This is a genomic window from Streptomyces sp. NPDC048196 (assembly GCF_040652715.1).
Classification (GTDB): Bacteria; Actinomycetota; Actinomycetes; order Streptomycetales; family Streptomycetaceae; genus Streptomyces; species Streptomyces siderophoricus.
The window spans coordinates 72685-89117 of record NZ_JBEZMM010000003.1; the positions used below are offsets into that span (position 1 = coordinate 72685).

Consider the following 16433-nt stretch of genomic DNA (forward strand, 5'->3'; position numbering starts at 1 on the left):
GGGGCGCACTCCGCCGGGCGGGGCCCCTCCCCGCGCCGGTGGCCCCCGGCCGGTGGCCGGTTAAGGTGTGCGGGACAACGTCATCCGTACCCGATCGGGGGAAGCCGGTGGAAATCCGGCGCTGACCCTCCCCCAAGCTCTCGGCTTCGTTCGAGCCCGGGGGCACCCCCATCCGTGAGGACGGCCGGTCGCGCCGCGCGCGGCGATCCGGCCGGACGAGCCGGAGCACCCGATGGGGCACGGCCAAGGCTCGCGCCACCGGTACCGCCCCCTGCGGGCCGCCGGTGCGCGGCACCGTCGAGGTATACGGAGCCGAGCCCGGTGCCACCGCGCCCGATCGCAGGATCGCTGCGCGGGTGGGCCGAGCGCGGCTGCGTGCACGGCCGCGACCCGACCCGAGAGGCACCGACCCGATGGCCCCCATGGCTTCCATGGCTCACCAGGCCCCTTCGACGCACCCCGTCGCCTTCCTGGCACGCCGCGCCGCCACGGCGCTGGCGGCCGCGGTGGCCCTGGGCGCGGCCGCTGCCCCCGCCGCGTTCGCCGCCGCCCCGTCCCCGTCCCCGCAGAAGCTGCCCGCCGGGCTGTACGGCACCAAGGACCCGCAGTACGACGGTGTCTGGCGGCAGTCGCTCGCGCTGCTGGCCCAGCACACGGTGGGCGTGCGGCCCGCGGCCCCGGCGGTGGACTGGCTGGTCGGGCAGCAGTGCGCGGACGGTTCGTACCCCGCGTTCCGGGCCGACCCGGCCAAGGCGTGTGACGCCAAGACGATGCGGGACACCAACCAGACGGCCGCCGCGGTGCAGGCGCTGGCCGCGCTCGGCGGGCACGGCAAGAGCGTGACGAAGGCCGTGGAGTGGCTCAAGTCGGTGCAGAACGACGACGGTGGCTGGCCCTCGATGCCCGGTTCGCCCAGCGACGCCAACTCCACCTCCGTGGTCATCGGCGCGCTGGCGGCGGCCGGTCACCAGCCGGAGTCGGTCATCTCGAAGAAGGGCGGCAGGACCCCGTACGACGGGCTGCTCACCTTCCGGCTGGGCTGCGACGCCAAGGAGGAGGGCCGCGGCGCGTTCACCTTCCAGCTCAAGGGCGCGGCACCGAACGCCGATGCCACCGCGGCGGCCGCGACCGGCGCGCTCGGCAAGGGCTTTGTCGTCGCCCCTGCAAACGGTGCCGCCGATGCTCCGGTCAAGCCGCTGACCTGCAAGGACGGTACGGAGGGCGGCGCCGGTGAGGGCAAGCAGGCGGGGGCGGCCGCGGCGGACCGGGCGCGGGCCGCGGACGGCGCCGCCGCCTACCTCGTCGCTCAGCTCGGCAAGAACGGGCAGCATCTGATGTCGGCGATGCCGGGTGCGGAGAAGCAGCCGGACGTCGGCAACACCGCCGACGCCGTGGTGGCACTGGCGGCCGGGGGCCACCGCTCCGCCGCGCAGCGGCCGCTCGCGTGGCTGGAGAAGAACGCCGCCGGCTGGGCCCGGCAGAACGGCCCGGCCGCGTACGCGCAGCTGGTGCTCGCCGCGCACGCCACCGGTACGGACCCGCGCGCGTTCGGCGGCACCGACCTGGTGTCCGCCCTGAACGCCACCGGCCCCAAGCCGGCCGCGGTGTCCGAGAAGTCCACGAAGTCGGAGAAGGACGCGAAGAGCGACGAGGGCGGGGGCATGGGCGTCGTATGGGTCGTCGCCGTCGGCCTGGCCATCGGCGCCGGCATCGGCTTCCTGCTGAGCGGCCGCAAGAACCGCGGGAAGAACGGCCTCTGATGCGTCGGGCACTGACGGCGGTGCTGGTGGCCGGCACCCTCACCGGTCCGGCCGCCGCCCCCGCCCAGGCGCAGGAGTACCGCTACTGGTCGTTCTGGAACGGCGGTGGCAAGGACGGCTCCTGGGCGTACGCCACCCAGGGGCCGGCCACCCTGCGGCCGGCCGATGGCGCGGTCGAGGGCTTCCGCTTCACCGTCGGCGCGGACTCCGCCGCGGCCGGAAAGCCGCGTGCGGCCGCCGACTTCGACGCCGTGTGCGGCGCGACGCCCGCCAAGGACGGCCGCAAGCGGATCGGCATCGTCCTTGACTTCGGCACCGCCGCGGACGCCCCGGACGGCGAGCGGCCCCCGAAGGCGCGGACCGCCTGTGCCCAGGTGCCCGAGGACGCCTCGGCGGGTGAGGCGCTGGCCGCGGTCGCCCGGCCGCTGCGCTACGACTCCAACGCGCTGCTGTGCGGGATCGCCGGCTACCCGGAATCGGGCTGCGCGGACCAGGTGAAGGACCCCGATCGAGGCTCCGGTTCCGGTTCCCGCTCCCCTTCTGCCGGCTCCGGCGACGGGAACACCCACAAGGCCGACGACGCTCACGGCGCCGGCGGCGGCCCGTCCGCGGGTCTGCTCGGCGGCGGTGCGGCCGTCCTCGTGCTCGGTGCGGCGGCCGGGTGGCAGGCGCGCCGCCGGCGCGGATGAGCGCCCCGCAGGCGACCCGGACCACCGCGCTGCACGCCGGCGCGTGGTGGCTGTGGGCGCTCGGACTGGCCACCGCGGCCTCCCGGACCACCAATCCGCTGCTGCTCGGGCTGCTGGTGGGGGTGGCCGGCTATGTCGTCGCGGTGCGGCGTACGGACGCGCCGTGGGCCCGCTCGTACGGCGCGTTCGTGAAGCTGGGGCTGGTGGTGATCGGCATCCGGCTGGTCTTCGCGTTCGTCCTCGGCTCGCCGATCCCGGGTACCCACACGCTCGTCACGCTTCCCGAAGTGCCGCTGCCGGACTGGGCCGAGGGCGTCCGGATCGGTGGCCGGGTCACCGCGGAAGGCATGGTCTTCGCCCTCTACGACGGGCTGAAGCTGGCCACCCTCCTGATCTGCGTCGGCGCCGCCAACGCGCTGGCCAACCCGTCCCGGTTGCTGAAGTCGCTGCCCGGCGCGCTGTACGAGGCGGGCGTCGCCGTGGTCGTCGCGATGACCTTCGCCCCGAATCTGGTCGCCGACGTCCAGCGGCTCCGGGCCGCCCGCCGGCTGCGCGGCCGTCCCGACCGGGGCTTCGCGGCGCTGCTCCAGGTCGGACTGCCGGTGCTGGAGGGCGCGTTGGAGCGCTCGGTGGCGCTGGCCGCGGCCATGGACGCCCGCGGTTACGGCCGTAGCGCCCAAGTCCCGCGTGCCGTGCGGCACACCACCTCCGCCCTCACCCTCGGCGGTCTCCTCGGCGTCTGCGCGGGCACCTACGGCCTGCTCGGTGACACCGGGGCCGGCTACGGCCTGCCCCTCCTCCTGGCCGGGCTGGCGGCGGCACTGGCCGGTCTCTGGCTGGGCGGCCGCCGTTCCGTGCGCACCCGTTACCGCCCCGAACGGTGGGGCCCGCGCGCCTGCTTGGTGGCGGCCTCCGGCATCGCCGTCGCCGGGCTGACGATCTGGGCCGGCGGCTACGCCCCCGTCGCGCTCCACCCGCCCGCCTACCCGCTCACCGCCCCGGTCCTGCCGCTCTGGCCCGCCGCCGCCCTCCTCGTCGGCCTCCTCCCCGCCGTCGTGGCCCCGGCCCCGGCCCCGGCCACCACAGTCACCACCGCGGCCACCACCAGGACCGCCACCACCGCCCGGACCGCCCAGAAGGAGCCCAGCCAGTGATCCGGTTCGAGCAGGTCTCGGTCACCTACGGGGACGCTGCCGCGCCTGCCGTCCAGGGGGTGGACCTGACCGTCCCGGAGGGTGAGCTGTGTCTCCTGGTCGGTCCGTCCGGCGTCGGCAAGTCGACGGTGCTGAACGCCGTCTGCGGGCTGGTCCCGCATTTCACCGGCGGCACGCTGCACGGGCGGGTCACCGTCGACGGCCGGGACACCCGCACCCACAAGCCGCGCGAACTGGCCGATGTGGTCGGGACGGTGGGCCAGGACCCGCTGGCGCATTTCGTCACCGACACCGTCGAGGACGAGCTCGCCTATGGGATGGAGTCGCTGGGGCTCGCTCCGGACGTGATGCGCCGCCGGGTCGAGGAGACCCTCGACCTGCTGGGCCTGGCCGAGCTGCGGGACCGGGCCCTGGCCACCCTCTCGGGCGGTCAGCGGCAGCGGGTGGCGATCGGTTCGGTGCTCACCACCCACCCCAAGGTCCTGGTCCTGGACGAGCCGACCTCGGCGCTGGACCCGGCCGCCGCCGAAGAGGTGCTCTCCGTCCTCCAGCGTCTGGTGCACGATCTGGGGACCACGGTCCTGCTGGCCGAACACCGGCTGGAGCGCGTGATCCAGTACGCCGACCAGGTCATTCTCCTTCCCGCTCCCGGTGCACCGCCGGTCATGGGCGCACCGGCCGACGTCATGACGGTCTCCCCGGTCCATCCCCCGGTGGTGGCCCTGGGCAAGCTCGCCGGCTGGTCCCCGCTCCCGCTGTCCGTACGGGACGCCCGCCGCAAGGCCGTTCCCCTGCGGACGCGGCTGACGGACGTCACACCACCACGGCCGGTCGACGCCGCGGCAGACCCGGGGGCCGCGCCGGTCGCGGAGGTCACCGGACTCGGCGTGCGCCGGGGGCGGATCGAGGCGCTGCACCGGGTGGAGCTGTCCGTCCGGCGCGGCGAGACCGTCGCCCTGATGGGGCGGAACGGCGCGGGGAAGTCCACGCTGCTCGGCACCCTCGTCGGGATGCACCAGCCGTCGACCGGCGCCGTGCGCGTGGGTGGGGTCGTGCCGCACCGGACCGGTCCGCGGGAGCTGCTGCGGCAGGTCGGCCTGGTGCCGCAGGAACCCCGTGACCTGCTCTACGCGGACACCGTCGCCGCCGAGTGCGCCGCGGCCGACCGGGACGCGGCCGCGCCCGCCGGCAGCTGCCGGGCGCTGGTGGCGCAGTTGCTGCCCGGTGTGCCGGACTCGGTGCACCCGCGGGACCTGTCGGAGGGCCAGCGGCTCGCGCTCGCCCTCGCGGTCGTGCTGACCGCCCGGCCTCCCCTGCTCCTGCTCGACGAGCCCACCCGCGGCCTGGACTACGCCGCCAAGGCCCGCCTGGTCGAGGTGCTGCGCTCGCTCGCTGCCGAGGGGCACGCCATCGTCCTGGCCACCCATGACGTGGAGTTGGCCGCCGAGTTGGCGCACCGGGTGGTGATCCTCGCGGACGGCGAGGTGGTCGCCGACGGTCCGACGGACGAGGTGGTGGTCTCGTCGCCGTCGTTCGCCCCGCAGGTCGCGAAGGTGCTCGCACCGCTGCCGTGGCTGACCGTTCCGCAGGTGGCCGGTGCCCTGGAGGGCGCCGTATGACGGCCGGCCGGCAGGCCCGTGCGGTACGGCTCGGGCCCCGGTCCGTCGCCGCGCTGGTCCTGGTGTCGGCGATCGGTGTGATGGCGTTCGGCTGGCCGCTGCTGGCCGACTCGGCGTCCGGGCTCGCCCATTCCAAGGACGCACCGTGGCTGTTCGCCGCGCTGCTGCCGATGCTGCTCGCCGTGGTGCTGGCGACCATCGCCGACGTCGGCCTGGACGCGAAGGCGATCGCCATGCTCGGTGTGCTGGCGGCGGCCGGGGCCGCGCTGCGTCCGCTGGGCGCCGGAACGGCCGGGGTCGAGCCGATGTTCTTCCTGATGGTGCTGGCGGGCCGGGTGCTCGGGCCCGGTTTCGGCTTTGTGCTGGGTTCGGTGGCGATGTTCGCCTCGGCGCTGCTGACCGGCGGCGTCGGCCCCTGGCTGCCCTTCCAGATGCTGACGATGGGCTGGGTGTCGATGGGCGCCGGTCTGCTGCCGGGGGCGGACCAACTGCGCGGACGCCGTGAGCTGGCACTGCTCGCCGCCTACGGTGCCGTCTCCGCGGTCCTCTACGGCCTGATCATGAACCTCCAGGGCTGGCCGTACCTCGCGGGCATGGCCTCGGGCGTCTCCTTCGTGCCGGGCGACCCGCTGGACCAGAACCTCGCCCGCTACGTCGCGTACTGCCTCGCCACCTCCCTGGGCTGGGACCTTCCGCGCGCCCTGGTCACCGTGGTCCTCACGGGCACGCTGGGCGGGCCGGTCCTGAAGGCCCTGCGCCGGGCCACCCGCCGCGCCGCCTTCGACGCCCCGGTGTCCTTCGAGGAGTCCCGCCCTACAGCCGCTGGATGATCGTCGCCGTCGCCAGTGCTCCGCCCGCGCACATGGTGATCAGCGCGAACTCCTTGTCCGCGCGTTCCAGTTCGTGCAGCGCGGTGGTGATGAGCCGGGCGCCGGTGGCGCCGACGGGGTGGCCCAGGGCGATGGCGCCGCCGTTCACATTGACCTTGGACAGGTCCTGGTCGAAGACCTGGGCCCAGGAGAGCACGACGGAGGCGAAGGCCTCGTTGATCTCGACGAGGTCGATGTCCTTGAGGGACATCCCGGCCTTGCCGAGCACCGCGCGGGTGGCGTCGATCGGGCCGTCGAGGTGGAAGTGCGGGTCGGAGCCGACCAGGGCCTGGGCGACGATGCGGGCGCGCGGCCGGAGCTTGAGGGCGCGGGCCATCCGCTTGGAGGCCCACATGATGGCGGCGGCCCCGTCGGAGATCTGTGAGGAGTTGCCGGCCGTGTGGACGGCGGTCGGCATGACGGGCTTGAGGCGGGCCAGCGCCTCCATGCTGGTGTCGCGCAGGCCCTCGTCGTGGTCGACCAGCCGCCACATGCCCTGTCCCGCGGCCTGTTCGTCCTCGGTGGTGGGGACCTGGACGGCGAACGTCTCGCGTTTGAAGCGTTCCTCGGCCCAGGCGGTGGCCGCGCGTTCCTGGGAGATCAGTCCGAGGGAGTCGACGTTCTCGCGGGTGAGTCCCCGGTTGCGGGCGATGCGTTCGGCCGCCTCGAACTGGTTGGGAAGATCGACGTTCCACTCGTCGGGCCAGGGCTTGCCGGGCCCGTGCTTGGAGCCGCTGCCGAGCGGTACCCGGGACATCGCCTCGACGCCGCAGCCGATGCCGACGTCGATCACTCCGCCGGCGATCATGTTGGCGACCATGTGGTTGGCCTGCTGGGACGAGCCGCACTGGCAGTCCACGGTGGTCGCGGCGGTCTCGTAGGGGAGGCCCATGGCCAGCCAGGCGTTGCGGGCCGGGTTCATCGACTGTTCGCCGGCGTGGGTGACGGTGCCGCCGACGATCTGTTCGACGCAGTCGGGCTGGATGCCCGTACGGGCGAGCAGTTCGCGGTAGGTCTCCCCCAGGAGATAGGCGGGGTGGAGGTTGGCGAGCGCGCCGCCGCGCTTGCCGATCGGGGTGCGTACTGCTTCGACGATGACGGGTTCCGCGGCCATGACTGACTCGTCCTCTCCTCGCGTCCGCGGGCGTCCCGGCACCCACGGAACAGAACTAGTACGCGTTCTAGTTCTGCGAACAGTCTCGTGAGCCGCCACCCGGGGCGCAAGGGGCATGCAACCCCCTTGTCCGGAACGGGAATCGCCGAGACCCTTGCCACTTATAGAACTCGTTACTACCTTCACCGCGACCCCACACCTGATGCCCCGTCAGATACTCGATGGCCCACGGACCAGGAGTCGCCGATGCCATGCCCAGCGCTGCCCGAGGGGTTCGACTTCACGGATCCCGACGTCTACCGGTCCCGCGTCCCGCTCCCCGAGTTCGCGCAGCTGCGGCAGACCGCGCCCGTGTGGTGGAACGCCCAGCCGCACGGCATCGCCGGCTTCGACGACGACGGCTACTGGGTCGTCACCCGCCATCAGGACGTCAAGGAGGTCTCCACCAGACCGGAGGTCTTCTCCGCGAACCTCAACACCTCGATCATCCGGTTCAACGCCTCGATGACCCGGGAGCAGATCGACGTCCAGAAGCTGATCATGCTGAACATGGACCCGCCCGAGCACACCAGGGTCCGCCAGATAGTGCAGCGCGGATTCACCCCGCGCTCCATACGGGCACTGGAGGACGCGCTGCGCCAACGGGCCGGCCACATCGTCACCCGGGCCCGGGCGAACGGCTCGGGGGACTTCGTCACCGACGTCGCCTGCGAGCTGCCCCTCCAGGCCATCGCCGAACTCATCGGCATCCCCCAGGACGACCGGGCCCGCATCTTCGACTGGTCCAACAAGATGGTGGCCTACGACGATCCCGAACTGGCCATCACCGAAGAGGTCGGCAGCAATGCGGCGATGGAGCTGATCTCGTACGCGATGAACCTCGCCGCGGCGCGCAAGGAATGCCCGGCCAAGGACATCGTCAGCCAGCTGGTGGCGGCGGAGGACGAGGGCAACCTCGGCTCCGACGAGTTCGGCTTCTTCGTGCTGCTGCTGGCGGTGGCCGGCAACGAGACCACCCGCAACGCCATCACCCACGGCATGCACGCCTTCCTCACCCACCCCGGCCAGTGGGAGCTGTACAAGCGCGAGCGCCCCGCCACCGCGGCCGAGGAGATCGTGCGCTGGGCCACCCCGGTGGTGTCCTTCCAGCGCACCGCCACCCAGGACACCGAACTGGGCGGCGCACAGATCAAGAAGGGCCAGCGGGTCGGGATCTTCTACTCGTCCGCCAACAACGACCCCGAGGTCTTCGACCACCCCGAGGTCTTCGACATCACCCGCGACCCCAACCCCCACCTGGGCTTCGGGGGCGGCGGACCGCACTTCTGCCTCGGCAAGTCGCTGGCCGTACTGGAGATCAACCTGATCTTCCAGGCCATCGCCGACGCCATGCCGGACATCGCGCTGGCGGGCGATCCCCGGCGGCTGCGCTCGGCCTGGCTCAACGGCGTGAAGGAACTCCAGGTGCGGTACGGCTGAGTCGGTGCTTCACGCGGCGCCCGGTGGTCGGCAGGGACCACCGGGCGCCGCCATATGTCCGAAAAGGGTTTGCCGCTCAACCTTGCCAGCCGTCAGGTGCAGACTTACATTCGAACTCACCAGTAAGTAACCGCGGGTAACCCGGACTTCCCCCCGCACGTGCCACGCCCGGTTCCCCTGCGCACCTCCACACAACGCTCCCCCCACATGTCGTGACAGCGCGCTCCACCGCTCTGACGAAGGGGACCCACACCATGCAGGACGCACACGGCAGACCCGTCACGGGACGCACCAGCTGGCGCAGGTTCGCCGTGCTGGCCGTCCCGGCCCTCGCCGGCACCGCGGCCCTGGGCATCGCCCTGGCCAACGGGGCGCTGGCCGCCTCGTTCGCCGTATCGGGACAGCAGTTCAAGGTGTCCGCCGACAGCCTCAAGGGCGACGGATTCGCCCAGTACGGCAGTGTGGACGCGAACGCCAGGGGAGATCTCCTGCCGGTCGCGGTCACCGCCATCAAGACGGCCCAACTCCACAACCTCTGCCAGTCGGTGGTCACCCACCTGCCCGTCATCGGTGACATCTCGCTCAACCTCAGCGCCGGTACGGGCAGCACGCCCGTCGAGGCCAGCAATCTGTTCGTGGACGCCACCCAGCTCTCCGGCCACGCGTCCTTCCACGCCATCGAGATCGGCCGGGACGCCTCCACGCTGGACAAGGGCCCGGCCAGCGCGCAGGGCATGCAGGACCTGTTCGCCCAGCAGGCCGACGACGTCAGCATCAGCAAGCTCCGGCAGACCGCCTGGGCGACCAATGCCGGCACCTTCAAGCTGACCGGCCTGCACATGAAGATCTCCAAGGGCACGAAGGAATGCTTCTGACCTGGCGGCGCTGGCGGACGGGACGGCCCTTCTGGGGCGGTCTGGCGGCCGTCGTCGCCGGCGCCGAGATCTGCGCCATCCCTCTGGCGCCCCTGAAGGTCATGCTGCAGCAGGGCATCGCCGGCATCCCGTCCGTCCTGATGGGACTGGTGATGATCCTGATGGGCCTCTCGGCGTGGTTCGCCCCGCACTACCGGGGGCTCGCGGGGGTGCTCACCGTCCTGTGTGCGGCGGCCGCACTGGTGATGTCCAACCTGGGCGGCTTCCTGATCGGCACGGTCATCGGGATCCTCGGCGGCTCGATGATCTTCGCCTGGCAGCCGACCGGGGTGGCGGAACCGCCGTCTCCGTGACCAACTCCCGTTGCGGGAGTCCCCTGTACAACCCCCTGTGCACCCCCTTGGAACCCCCTCCGGAACTTCTCTGGAACCCCTCTGGAACCCCCCTCTGGAAGGAACCCCACCATGACGCATGCTCAGGACCCCATGTCCGCCCGGCCCCGGGCCTCCCGCCCCTTCCGAACCTCCCGTACGTCCCGTAGGCGGGCGCTGGTCGTCGCCGGTGCCGGGATCGCCGCGGCGGTCGGACTGGCGGCGGGGGTGACCGGTCCGGCGATGGCGCAGCCGGCCGCAACCGCCGCTGCCACGACCGTGACCCCCGCCGGCCACGCCTTCACCGCCACCCTCAGCGGCAAGGCCACCTTCACCGCCGGATCGGTGACCGTGACCTGCACGACCTCGACGTCCAGCGGCCAGGTCCCGGCCGCGCCCGGCAACCACAACGACGCCGGGCCGGTGAGCAGTTCGACCACCCCCGCCACGTACGGCTCCTGTACGACGAGCATGCCCGGGGTGAGCGCGACCGTCACCACGACCGGCACCTGGGGCGTGGCCATGCAGAACGGGACACCGGTGACCGCCGGGCTGACCATCCCCTCGGGCGGGTTCGTGCTCAGGACCAGCGGTCTTGCGTCCTGCACGGTGACCGCGGCGCCCACCACGGCGGCCACCGTCAACGGCACCTGGACCAACGGGGCGCCGGCCACCCTGGCCTTCAGCAACGCTTCGGTGCCGGTGAAGGTGGTGGGCGGGTTCGGCTGCCCCACCAGTGCGACCAGTTCGACGTTCAACGCCACCTATCAGGTGCGCGACACCACCGATCCGGCGTCCTCGATCACCGTCACCGGGTGAGGCCGGCGGCCGCCACCGTCGCCAGGGCCACCAGCACCGTGGTGGCGCTCACGCACGCGGTGACCAGACGTCGCCTGAGGACCCGGTAGACCCCCTCGTATTCGGTCCGCAGACTCGCGCTGCGGACCGCAATACGCTGCAGATAGGCCCGCGAGGTCTCGTACTGGTCCTGGCAATAGCGGACCGCGACTTCCTGCCGCTGGGTGTCGGTGAGCCAGGGCAGTGCCGCGCAGAAGGCATCGGCGCGGGTGCGGGCGCGGTCCTTCTCCGCCTCCCAGAGCAGAAAGCCCTCGATTTCGTTGACGGCCCGGTCCAGCTCCCGTTCGCCGTCCCAGGTCCTTTCCGCACCGGTGCGGATGCGCTCGCTCATGCCCGGGCCTCGATTCCGCTGCCGGACCGGTCCTCGGTATCCGTCGCGGCCGTGAGTTCCCGGGCGACCTCCGGGTGGTGCAGATCGAATGCCGGGGATTCGGAACGAATGCGGGGCAGCGACCGGAAGTTGTGGCGCGGCGGCGGGCAGGACGTGGCCCATTCCAGCGAACGGCCGTAGCCCCAGGGGTCGTCGGTCTCGACCTTCTCGCCGTATTTCGCGGTCTTCCAGACGTTGTAGAGGAACGGCAGGATCGACAGTCCGAGGAGGAAGGAGAAGATGCTGGAGACGGTGTTGAGAGCGGTGAATCCGTCGGCCGCGAGATAGTCCGGAATACGGCGCAGCATGCCTTCCGCACCGAGCCAGTGCTGGACGAGGAACGTGCCGTGGAAGCCGATGAACAGCGTCCAGAACGTGATCTTGCCGAGCCGCTCGTCGAGCATCTTGCCGGTGAACTTCGGCCACCAGAAGTGGAAGCCGGAGAACATCGCGAAGACGACCGTTCCGAAGACCACGTAGTGGAAGTGCGCCACGACGAAGTACGAGTCGGAGATGTGGAAGTCCATCGGCGGCGAGGCCAGGATCACACCGGTCAGACCACCGAAGACGAAGGTGATCAGGAAGCCGACCGCCCAGAGCATCGGCGTCTCGAAGGACAGCGAGCCCTTCCACATCGTGCCGATCCAGTTGAAGAACTTCACACCGGTCGGAACCGCGATCAGGAACGTCATGAAGGAGAAGAACGGCAGCAGCACGCCGCCGGTGACATACATGTGGTGCGCCCACACCGTGACCGAAAGGCCGGCGATCGAAATCGTCGCCGCGATCAGACCGATGTATCCGAACATCGGCTTCCGGGAGAACACCGGGATGACCTCGGAGATGATGCCGAAGAACGGCAGCGCGATGATGTACACCTCCGGGTGTCCGAAGAACCAGAAGAGGTGCTGCCAGAGGAACGCCCCGCCGTTCGCGGCATCGAAGACGTGCGCACCGAATTTACGGTCCACCTCCAGGGCGAACAGCGCCGCCGCGAGCACCGGGAAGGCCAGCAGGACCAGCACACCGGTCAGCAGCACGTTCCAGGTGAAGATCGGCATCCGGAACATCGTCATGCCGGGCGCACGCATGCAGATGATCGTCGTGATGAAGTTGACCGCACCCAGAATCGTGCCGAATCCGGAGAAGGCCAGACCCATGATCCACATATCGCCGCCGATTCCCGGTGAATGCACCGCGTCCGAGAGCGGCGCATAGGCGAACCAGCCGAAGTCCGCCGCCCCTTGCGGGGTCAGGAATCCGCCCACCGCGATGAGCGATCCGAAGAGGTAGAGCCAGTAGGCGAACATGTTGAGCCGGGGAAAGGCGACATCGGGCGCGCCGATCTGCAGCGGCATGATCCAGTTCGCGAATCCGGCGAACAGCGGCGTCGCGAACATCAGCAGCATGATCGTGCCGTGCATCGTGAACGCCTGGTTGAACTGCTCGTTCGACATGATCTGGTGGCCCGGCCGGGCCAGTTCGGCGCGCATGAGCAGTGCCAGCAGCCCGCCGACGCAGAAGAACGCGAAGGCGGTGACCAGATAGAGCGTGCCGATCGTCTTGTGGTCGGTGGTGGTGAGCCACTTCACGGGGAGCTTCATGCCCCGTTGGTGTCCGGGAGGGCCGCCCTCCTCACCGCCAACCGGCCCGCGGGCGGGGCGAGAAGGGGTGGCATGTGTCACTCGGTACGGGTGTGAAGATCGAGGGCATGCCGGACACCAACGGTTCATGAGCACGGACGACGCCTTCGCCGAGGCCTATCGCGCGCACTACTGGGCGGTCAGCCGCTTCGTGGCGCGACGGCTGGACGGGCAGCCGCACGAGGTCGAGGAAGTGGTGGCGGAGGTCTTCTCCATAGCCTGGCGGCGCCGCACCGAGCTCCCCGAGTCCCCGCTGCCCTGGCTCTACGGAGTGGCCCGCAACTGCCTGTCCAACACGGTGCGCGGACTGAGCCGCTACCGGCGGCTGCTGAACCGCCTCGGCAACCACGAGGCGGCGCACCGGCGGCAGACCGTGGAGAGTCCGGACGCCGAGCGGCCCGGCTCCTGGGTGCACGAGGCACTGGCCCGGCTCTCGCCCGCCGACCAGGAGGTGCTGCGGCTGACCGCCTGGGAGGAACTGACCGTCGAGGAGCTGGCGGTGACCCTCGGGTGCGGCCAGGGCGCGGCGGCCATGCGGCTGCACCGGGCGCGCCGCCGGCTGCGCGCGGAGATCGACCGTACGCGGACGACGGTGTCCGCACGAGCAGGAGACGACGGCAATGGGGGCCGCAATGGGTGACGAACTGGAGCTGCTGCGCGCGGCCGATCCGGTACCGGCCGGCGCGGGGCGCTGGCGGGACCGCCCGCTGGACGCCCGCGCCGAAGCGGGCTTGGCCCGTCTGCTGCACCACACGCGCACCCGGCGGGCCGGGCGCCGGCTGATGCTGCGCGCGGAGGCGGCGGTGCTCGCGCTGGTGGCGGTGGTCTGCTTCCTGCTCTCCGACGCCGGCAGCACCCCCGCGGCCGCGGCGCCCGGCCCGCTCGTGCCGCACGCCGACACCCGGCCGGTCCCGCTGGCCGAACTCGCGCGCAGGGCCGAGGCCAGGGCCCGGGCGGCCGCTCCGGGGGACGGGCCGCACCGGGGCAGTCATGTGCAGAGCTGGTACCTGAGCATGCAGGAGGGGCCGGACGCGGCGCCGCCCGTCACCGTGCCCGAAGAACGCATCACCCGGTGGAACGCGGACGGCAGCGGCTCCGAACTGGTCGTGGCCACCGACCCCCGGCACCCGGGCCGGCCGGTCATCCACGACGCCGACGGCCACTGGCGGACCGTCAGCGACGGCAAGGTCCTGCACCGCAGGACCTACCCGGCGGGCTCCGAGGCGCAGCGCGGCGGCCTGGCCTCCCGTACGCGGCCGCCGACGGACCCGGCGAAGCTGCGCGCGCAGCTGGGGTGGCTGTACGGCGGGGCGGGCGGCGCCCGTACCGTCTCCCCCCTGTTGCAGGCGCTCTCTTCGTTCCGCGGGGAGTGGACCCCGGGTCCGCGCGAAACGGCCGCCGTCGTACGGATGCTGGCGGACGCCGGGGGCCTGCGTCCGGCCGGTTCGGTCACCGATCGGCTGGGGCGGCGCGGGGAGGCGTATGTGCACGACGGCGCGGGCCTGCGGCAGATGGTGATCCTCGACCCGCGGACCGGCGAACTGCTGGGCCTGGAGGAGACCTTCACCACGGACCAGCCGGACTTCAAGGTGAAGGCGGGACAGGTGATGTCGTACGAGGCGTGGCTGCCGTGACGGAGCGGCCGCGCTCCCGAGTGGCGGGGCGGCGCGGCATGGCGGATCCTTGAGGGGACGCGACGATCCCGTCTCGGCGCGGCGGTGCTGTGTGCCGCCGCGCCGTTTCGCGTATGGCCCGGCGGCGTACGCCCCGGCCCGGTCGGGCGGCCCTATCGAGTGACGCATGCCACAAAGCCGTGGACGGTTGCAGCCGATCCCCGCGAGATGGATCACAGACGAAGGTCCCTCACATTGCTCGGCAAAAGGGAGTTTCCCCTGCAAGGAGCGGGTATACGACCGCCTGCGCGGTCATCCGCGCACCGTCCGTGATGAACCGTTCTGCCCCTATGGTCGACCTTTGCCCCGCCGCTCGACGGCGGGCCTGCCCGTCGCTGCCATGGCGGGTCATGTCCCGCCACCCGGTGGCGGGCGGTTCCTGTAGTCGTCCAAGAGAGCGCAGGCGAGCGAACACGTGCCGACGAAGTCTCCCGTCGCACCCGGCCCCCGTCCCCCCATCGGCAGTCGTGCCGGTGCCGAGTCACCCGGTCTGCGACAGGACCGGCACGCAGCGCCGCAGCAGTCCTCCCCCGAGGTGACCGTCGTCGACCCCACGATGGTCAAGCGGGCGGTGTCGGCGGCCGCGCTGGGCAACGCGATGGAGTGGTTCGACTTCGGCGTCTACAGCTACATCGCGGTCACTCTCGGGCACGTCTTCTTCCCGTCCGGGAATCCGACCGCGCAGTTGCTGTCGACGTTCGGCGCGTTCGCGGCGGCGTTCCTGGTGCGTCCGATCGGCGGCATGGTCTTCGGGCCGCTCGGTGACCGGATCGGCCGCCAGAAGGTGCTGGCCATCACCATGATCATGATGGCGGTGGGCACCTTCGCCATCGGCCTGATCCCGTCGTACGCCACCATCGGCGTCGGCGCGCCCATCCTGCTGCTCGTCGCCCGCCTGGTGCAGGGCTTCTCCACCGGTGGCGAATACGGCGGCGCCTCGACCTTCATCGCCGAGTACGCGCCCGACAAGAAGCGCGGATTCCTGGGCAGCTGGCTGGAGTTCGGCACGCTGGCCGGTTACGTCGGCGGCGCCGGCCTGGTCACGTTGATGACCGCCCTGCTGTCCACCGAGGACCTCAACTCCTGGGGCTGGCGGATCCCCTTCCTGATCGCCGGCCCGATGGGCATCATCGGCCTCTACCTCCGGATGCGGCTCGAAGAGACCCCGGCCTTCGCGCAGTTGGAGAAGGAGGCGCGGACCAAGGAGAAGGAGCGCCGCGAGGCCGAGAAGCGGATCGGCATCCGCGAGATGGTCTTCGGCCAGTGGCGGTCGATGCTGCTGTGCGTCGGTCTGGTCCTGGTCTTCAACGTCACCGACTACATGCTGCTGTCGTACATGCCGAGCTATCTGACCTCGGAGCTGAAGTACGACGAGACGCACGGTCTGCTGGTCGTGCTCGCGGTGATGGTGCTGATGATGGTGGTCCAGCCGTTCGCGGGCCGGCTCTCCGACCGCTTCGGCCGTCGCCCGGTCATCGCCGCGGGCTGCGCCGGCTTCCTGCTGCTCTCGGTGCCCGCACTGCTGCTGATCCGGCAGGGGTCGCTGGCCGCCATCGCGCTGGGCATGGCCGCGCTGGGGCTGCTGCTGGTCACCTTCACCTCGACGATGCCGGCCGCGCTGCCCGCGCTGTTCCCGACCAAGGTGCGCTACGGCTCGCTGTCGATCGGCTTCAACATCTCGGTGTCGCTCTTCGGCGGTACCACGCCGCTGGTGGTCACCGCCCTGATCGGCGCGACCGGCAACAAGATGATGCCCGCCTACTACATGATGGCGGCGGCCGTGATCGGCGGCATCGCCGTCTGGCGGATGTCGGAGAGCGCCCGCAGGCCGCTGCCGGGCTCCCCGCCGGCCGTCGAGACCGCGGCCGAGGCCCGGGAGGCCGTACGAGCGGCCCGCTGACCGCACCCTTTCCTTCCTGAGCAGGGCCCGGCCGGAGACCTCCGGCCGGGCCCTCGCTG

The 16433-nt window shown here is 71.7% G+C and carries 15 protein-coding genes; 12 read left to right on the forward strand and 3 right to left on the reverse strand.

Annotated features, from left to right (window positions below; genetic code table 11):
* Positions 1-413: 413 nt before the first annotated feature.
* The 5 genes from AB0E02_RS05505 to AB0E02_RS05525 are packed head-to-tail and all read left to right on the forward strand — an operon-like array spanning position 414 to position 6052.
* Positions 414-1760, forward strand: coding sequence for a prenyltransferase/squalene oxidase repeat-containing protein (locus AB0E02_RS05505; RefSeq protein WP_362136275.1), 1347 nt, complete (start codon positions 414-416; stop codon positions 1758-1760).
* On the forward strand, positions 1760-2449 hold the full coding sequence (locus AB0E02_RS05510; RefSeq protein WP_362136277.1) for an SCO2322 family protein: 690 nt from the start codon (positions 1760-1762) through the stop codon (positions 2447-2449). The genes AB0E02_RS05505 and AB0E02_RS05510 overlap by 1 nt, the downstream gene beginning before the upstream one ends.
* Positions 2446-3603 (forward strand): CbiQ family ECF transporter T component, encoded by a 1158-nt coding sequence (locus tag AB0E02_RS05515; protein WP_362136279.1) that lies wholly within the window; start codon positions 2446-2448, stop codon positions 3601-3603. The genes AB0E02_RS05510 and AB0E02_RS05515 overlap by 4 nt, the downstream gene beginning before the upstream one ends.
* On the forward strand, positions 3600-5222 hold the full coding sequence (locus tag AB0E02_RS05520; RefSeq protein ID WP_362136281.1) for an ATP-binding cassette domain-containing protein: 1623 nt from the start codon (positions 3600-3602) through the stop codon (positions 5220-5222). Before AB0E02_RS05515 ends, AB0E02_RS05520 begins: the two co-directional genes overlap by 4 nt.
* Positions 5219-6052 (forward strand): ECF transporter S component, encoded by an 834-nt coding sequence (locus AB0E02_RS05525; RefSeq protein WP_362136284.1) that lies wholly within the window; start codon positions 5219-5221, stop codon positions 6050-6052. Before AB0E02_RS05520 ends, AB0E02_RS05525 begins: the two co-directional genes overlap by 4 nt.
* Here AB0E02_RS05525 and AB0E02_RS05530 read toward each other — a convergent pair.
* On the reverse strand, positions 6036-7205 hold the full coding sequence (locus AB0E02_RS05530) for a steroid 3-ketoacyl-CoA thiolase (protein ID WP_362136286.1): 1170 nt from the start codon (positions 7203-7205) through the stop codon (positions 6036-6038). The two genes, AB0E02_RS05525 and AB0E02_RS05530, sit on opposite strands and share 17 nt — an antisense overlap.
* Before the next feature lie 246 nt (positions 7206-7451).
* Between AB0E02_RS05530 and AB0E02_RS05535 the strand changes: the two genes are divergently transcribed.
* The 4 genes from AB0E02_RS05535 (at position 7452) to AB0E02_RS05550 (ending at position 10749) form a co-directional block, all read left to right on the forward strand.
* Complete coding sequence (locus tag AB0E02_RS05535) at positions 7452-8684, forward strand: cytochrome P450 (RefSeq protein WP_362136288.1); 1233 nt, start codon at positions 7452-7454, stop codon at positions 8682-8684.
* A gap of 254 nt (positions 8685-8938) precedes the next feature.
* Positions 8939-9559, forward strand: coding sequence for a DUF6230 family protein (locus tag AB0E02_RS05540; RefSeq protein ID WP_362136291.1), 621 nt, complete (start codon positions 8939-8941; stop codon positions 9557-9559).
* Positions 9550-9912, forward strand: coding sequence for a DUF6114 domain-containing protein (locus AB0E02_RS05545; RefSeq protein ID WP_362136293.1), 363 nt, complete (start codon positions 9550-9552; stop codon positions 9910-9912). The genes AB0E02_RS05540 and AB0E02_RS05545 overlap by 10 nt, the downstream gene beginning before the upstream one ends.
* 132 nt (positions 9913-10044) lie before the next feature.
* Positions 10045-10749, forward strand: a complete 705-nt coding sequence (locus AB0E02_RS05550) for a hypothetical protein (RefSeq protein WP_362136788.1) — start codon at positions 10045-10047, stop codon at positions 10747-10749.
* On the opposite strand, the gene AB0E02_RS05555 is transcribed toward AB0E02_RS05550, so the two are convergent.
* Positions 10739-11119, reverse strand: a complete 381-nt coding sequence (locus tag AB0E02_RS05555) for a hypothetical protein (protein WP_362136295.1) — start codon at positions 11117-11119, stop codon at positions 10739-10741. The two genes, AB0E02_RS05550 and AB0E02_RS05555, sit on opposite strands and share 11 nt — an antisense overlap.
* Complete coding sequence (ctaD, locus tag AB0E02_RS05560) at positions 11116-12762, reverse strand: cytochrome c oxidase subunit I (RefSeq protein ID WP_362136297.1); 1647 nt, start codon at positions 12760-12762, stop codon at positions 11116-11118. Before ctaD ends, AB0E02_RS05555 begins: the two co-directional genes overlap by 4 nt.
* Positions 12763-12889: 127 nt before the next feature.
* Between ctaD and AB0E02_RS05565 the strand changes: the two genes are divergently transcribed.
* The 3 genes from AB0E02_RS05565 to proP all read left to right on the forward strand — a co-directional run bounded on the left by AB0E02_RS05565 (position 12890) and on the right by proP (position 16374).
* A complete protein-coding gene (locus tag AB0E02_RS05565) occupies positions 12890-13441 on the forward strand; it encodes a sigma-70 family RNA polymerase sigma factor (protein WP_362136299.1) in 552 nt (183 codons plus the stop codon).
* Positions 13434-14435, forward strand: coding sequence for a CU044_5270 family protein (locus AB0E02_RS05570; RefSeq protein WP_362136301.1), 1002 nt, complete (start codon positions 13434-13436; stop codon positions 14433-14435). The genes AB0E02_RS05565 and AB0E02_RS05570 overlap by 8 nt, the downstream gene beginning before the upstream one ends.
* Positions 14436-14964: 529 nt before the next feature.
* Positions 14965-16374: a glycine betaine/L-proline transporter ProP gene (proP, locus tag AB0E02_RS05575; protein ID WP_362136790.1), complete on the forward strand. Its 1410-nt coding sequence runs from the start codon at positions 14965-14967 to the stop codon at positions 16372-16374.
* Positions 16375-16433: the final 59 nt, after the last annotated feature.

Excerpts from the sequence above, each read along its gene's own strand:
- AB0E02_RS05505 (WP_362136275.1), top strand. The coding sequence starts at position 414 with ATGGCCCCCATGGCTTCCATGGCTCACCAGGCCCCTTCGACGCACCCC.
- AB0E02_RS05510 (WP_362136277.1), top strand. The coding sequence starts at position 1,760 with ATGCGTCGGGCACTGACGGCGGTGCTGGTGGCCGGCACCCTCACCGGT.
- AB0E02_RS05515 (WP_362136279.1), top strand. The coding sequence starts at position 2,446 with ATGAGCGCCCCGCAGGCGACCCGGACCACCGCGCTGCACGCCGGCGCG.
- AB0E02_RS05525 (WP_362136284.1), top strand. The coding sequence starts at position 5,219 with ATGACGGCCGGCCGGCAGGCCCGTGCGGTACGGCTCGGGCCCCGGTCC.
- AB0E02_RS05530 (WP_362136286.1), bottom strand. The coding sequence starts at position 7,205 with ATGGCCGCGGAACCCGTCATCGTCGAAGCAGTACGCACCCCGATCGGC.
- AB0E02_RS05535 (WP_362136288.1), top strand. The coding sequence starts at position 7,452 with ATGCCATGCCCAGCGCTGCCCGAGGGGTTCGACTTCACGGATCCCGAC.
- AB0E02_RS05540 (WP_362136291.1), top strand. The coding sequence starts at position 8,939 with ATGCAGGACGCACACGGCAGACCCGTCACGGGACGCACCAGCTGGCGC.
- AB0E02_RS05545 (WP_362136293.1), top strand. The coding sequence starts at position 9,550 with ATGCTTCTGACCTGGCGGCGCTGGCGGACGGGACGGCCCTTCTGGGGC.
- AB0E02_RS05550 (WP_362136788.1), top strand. The coding sequence starts at position 10,045 with ATGTCCGCCCGGCCCCGGGCCTCCCGCCCCTTCCGAACCTCCCGTACG.
- AB0E02_RS05555 (WP_362136295.1), bottom strand. The coding sequence starts at position 11,119 with ATGAGCGAGCGCATCCGCACCGGTGCGGAAAGGACCTGGGACGGCGAA.
- ctaD (WP_362136297.1), bottom strand. The coding sequence starts at position 12,762 with ATGAAGCTCCCCGTGAAGTGGCTCACCACCACCGACCACAAGACGATC.
- AB0E02_RS05565 (WP_362136299.1), top strand. The coding sequence starts at position 12,890 with ATGAGCACGGACGACGCCTTCGCCGAGGCCTATCGCGCGCACTACTGG.
- AB0E02_RS05570 (WP_362136301.1), top strand. The coding sequence starts at position 13,434 with ATGGGTGACGAACTGGAGCTGCTGCGCGCGGCCGATCCGGTACCGGCC.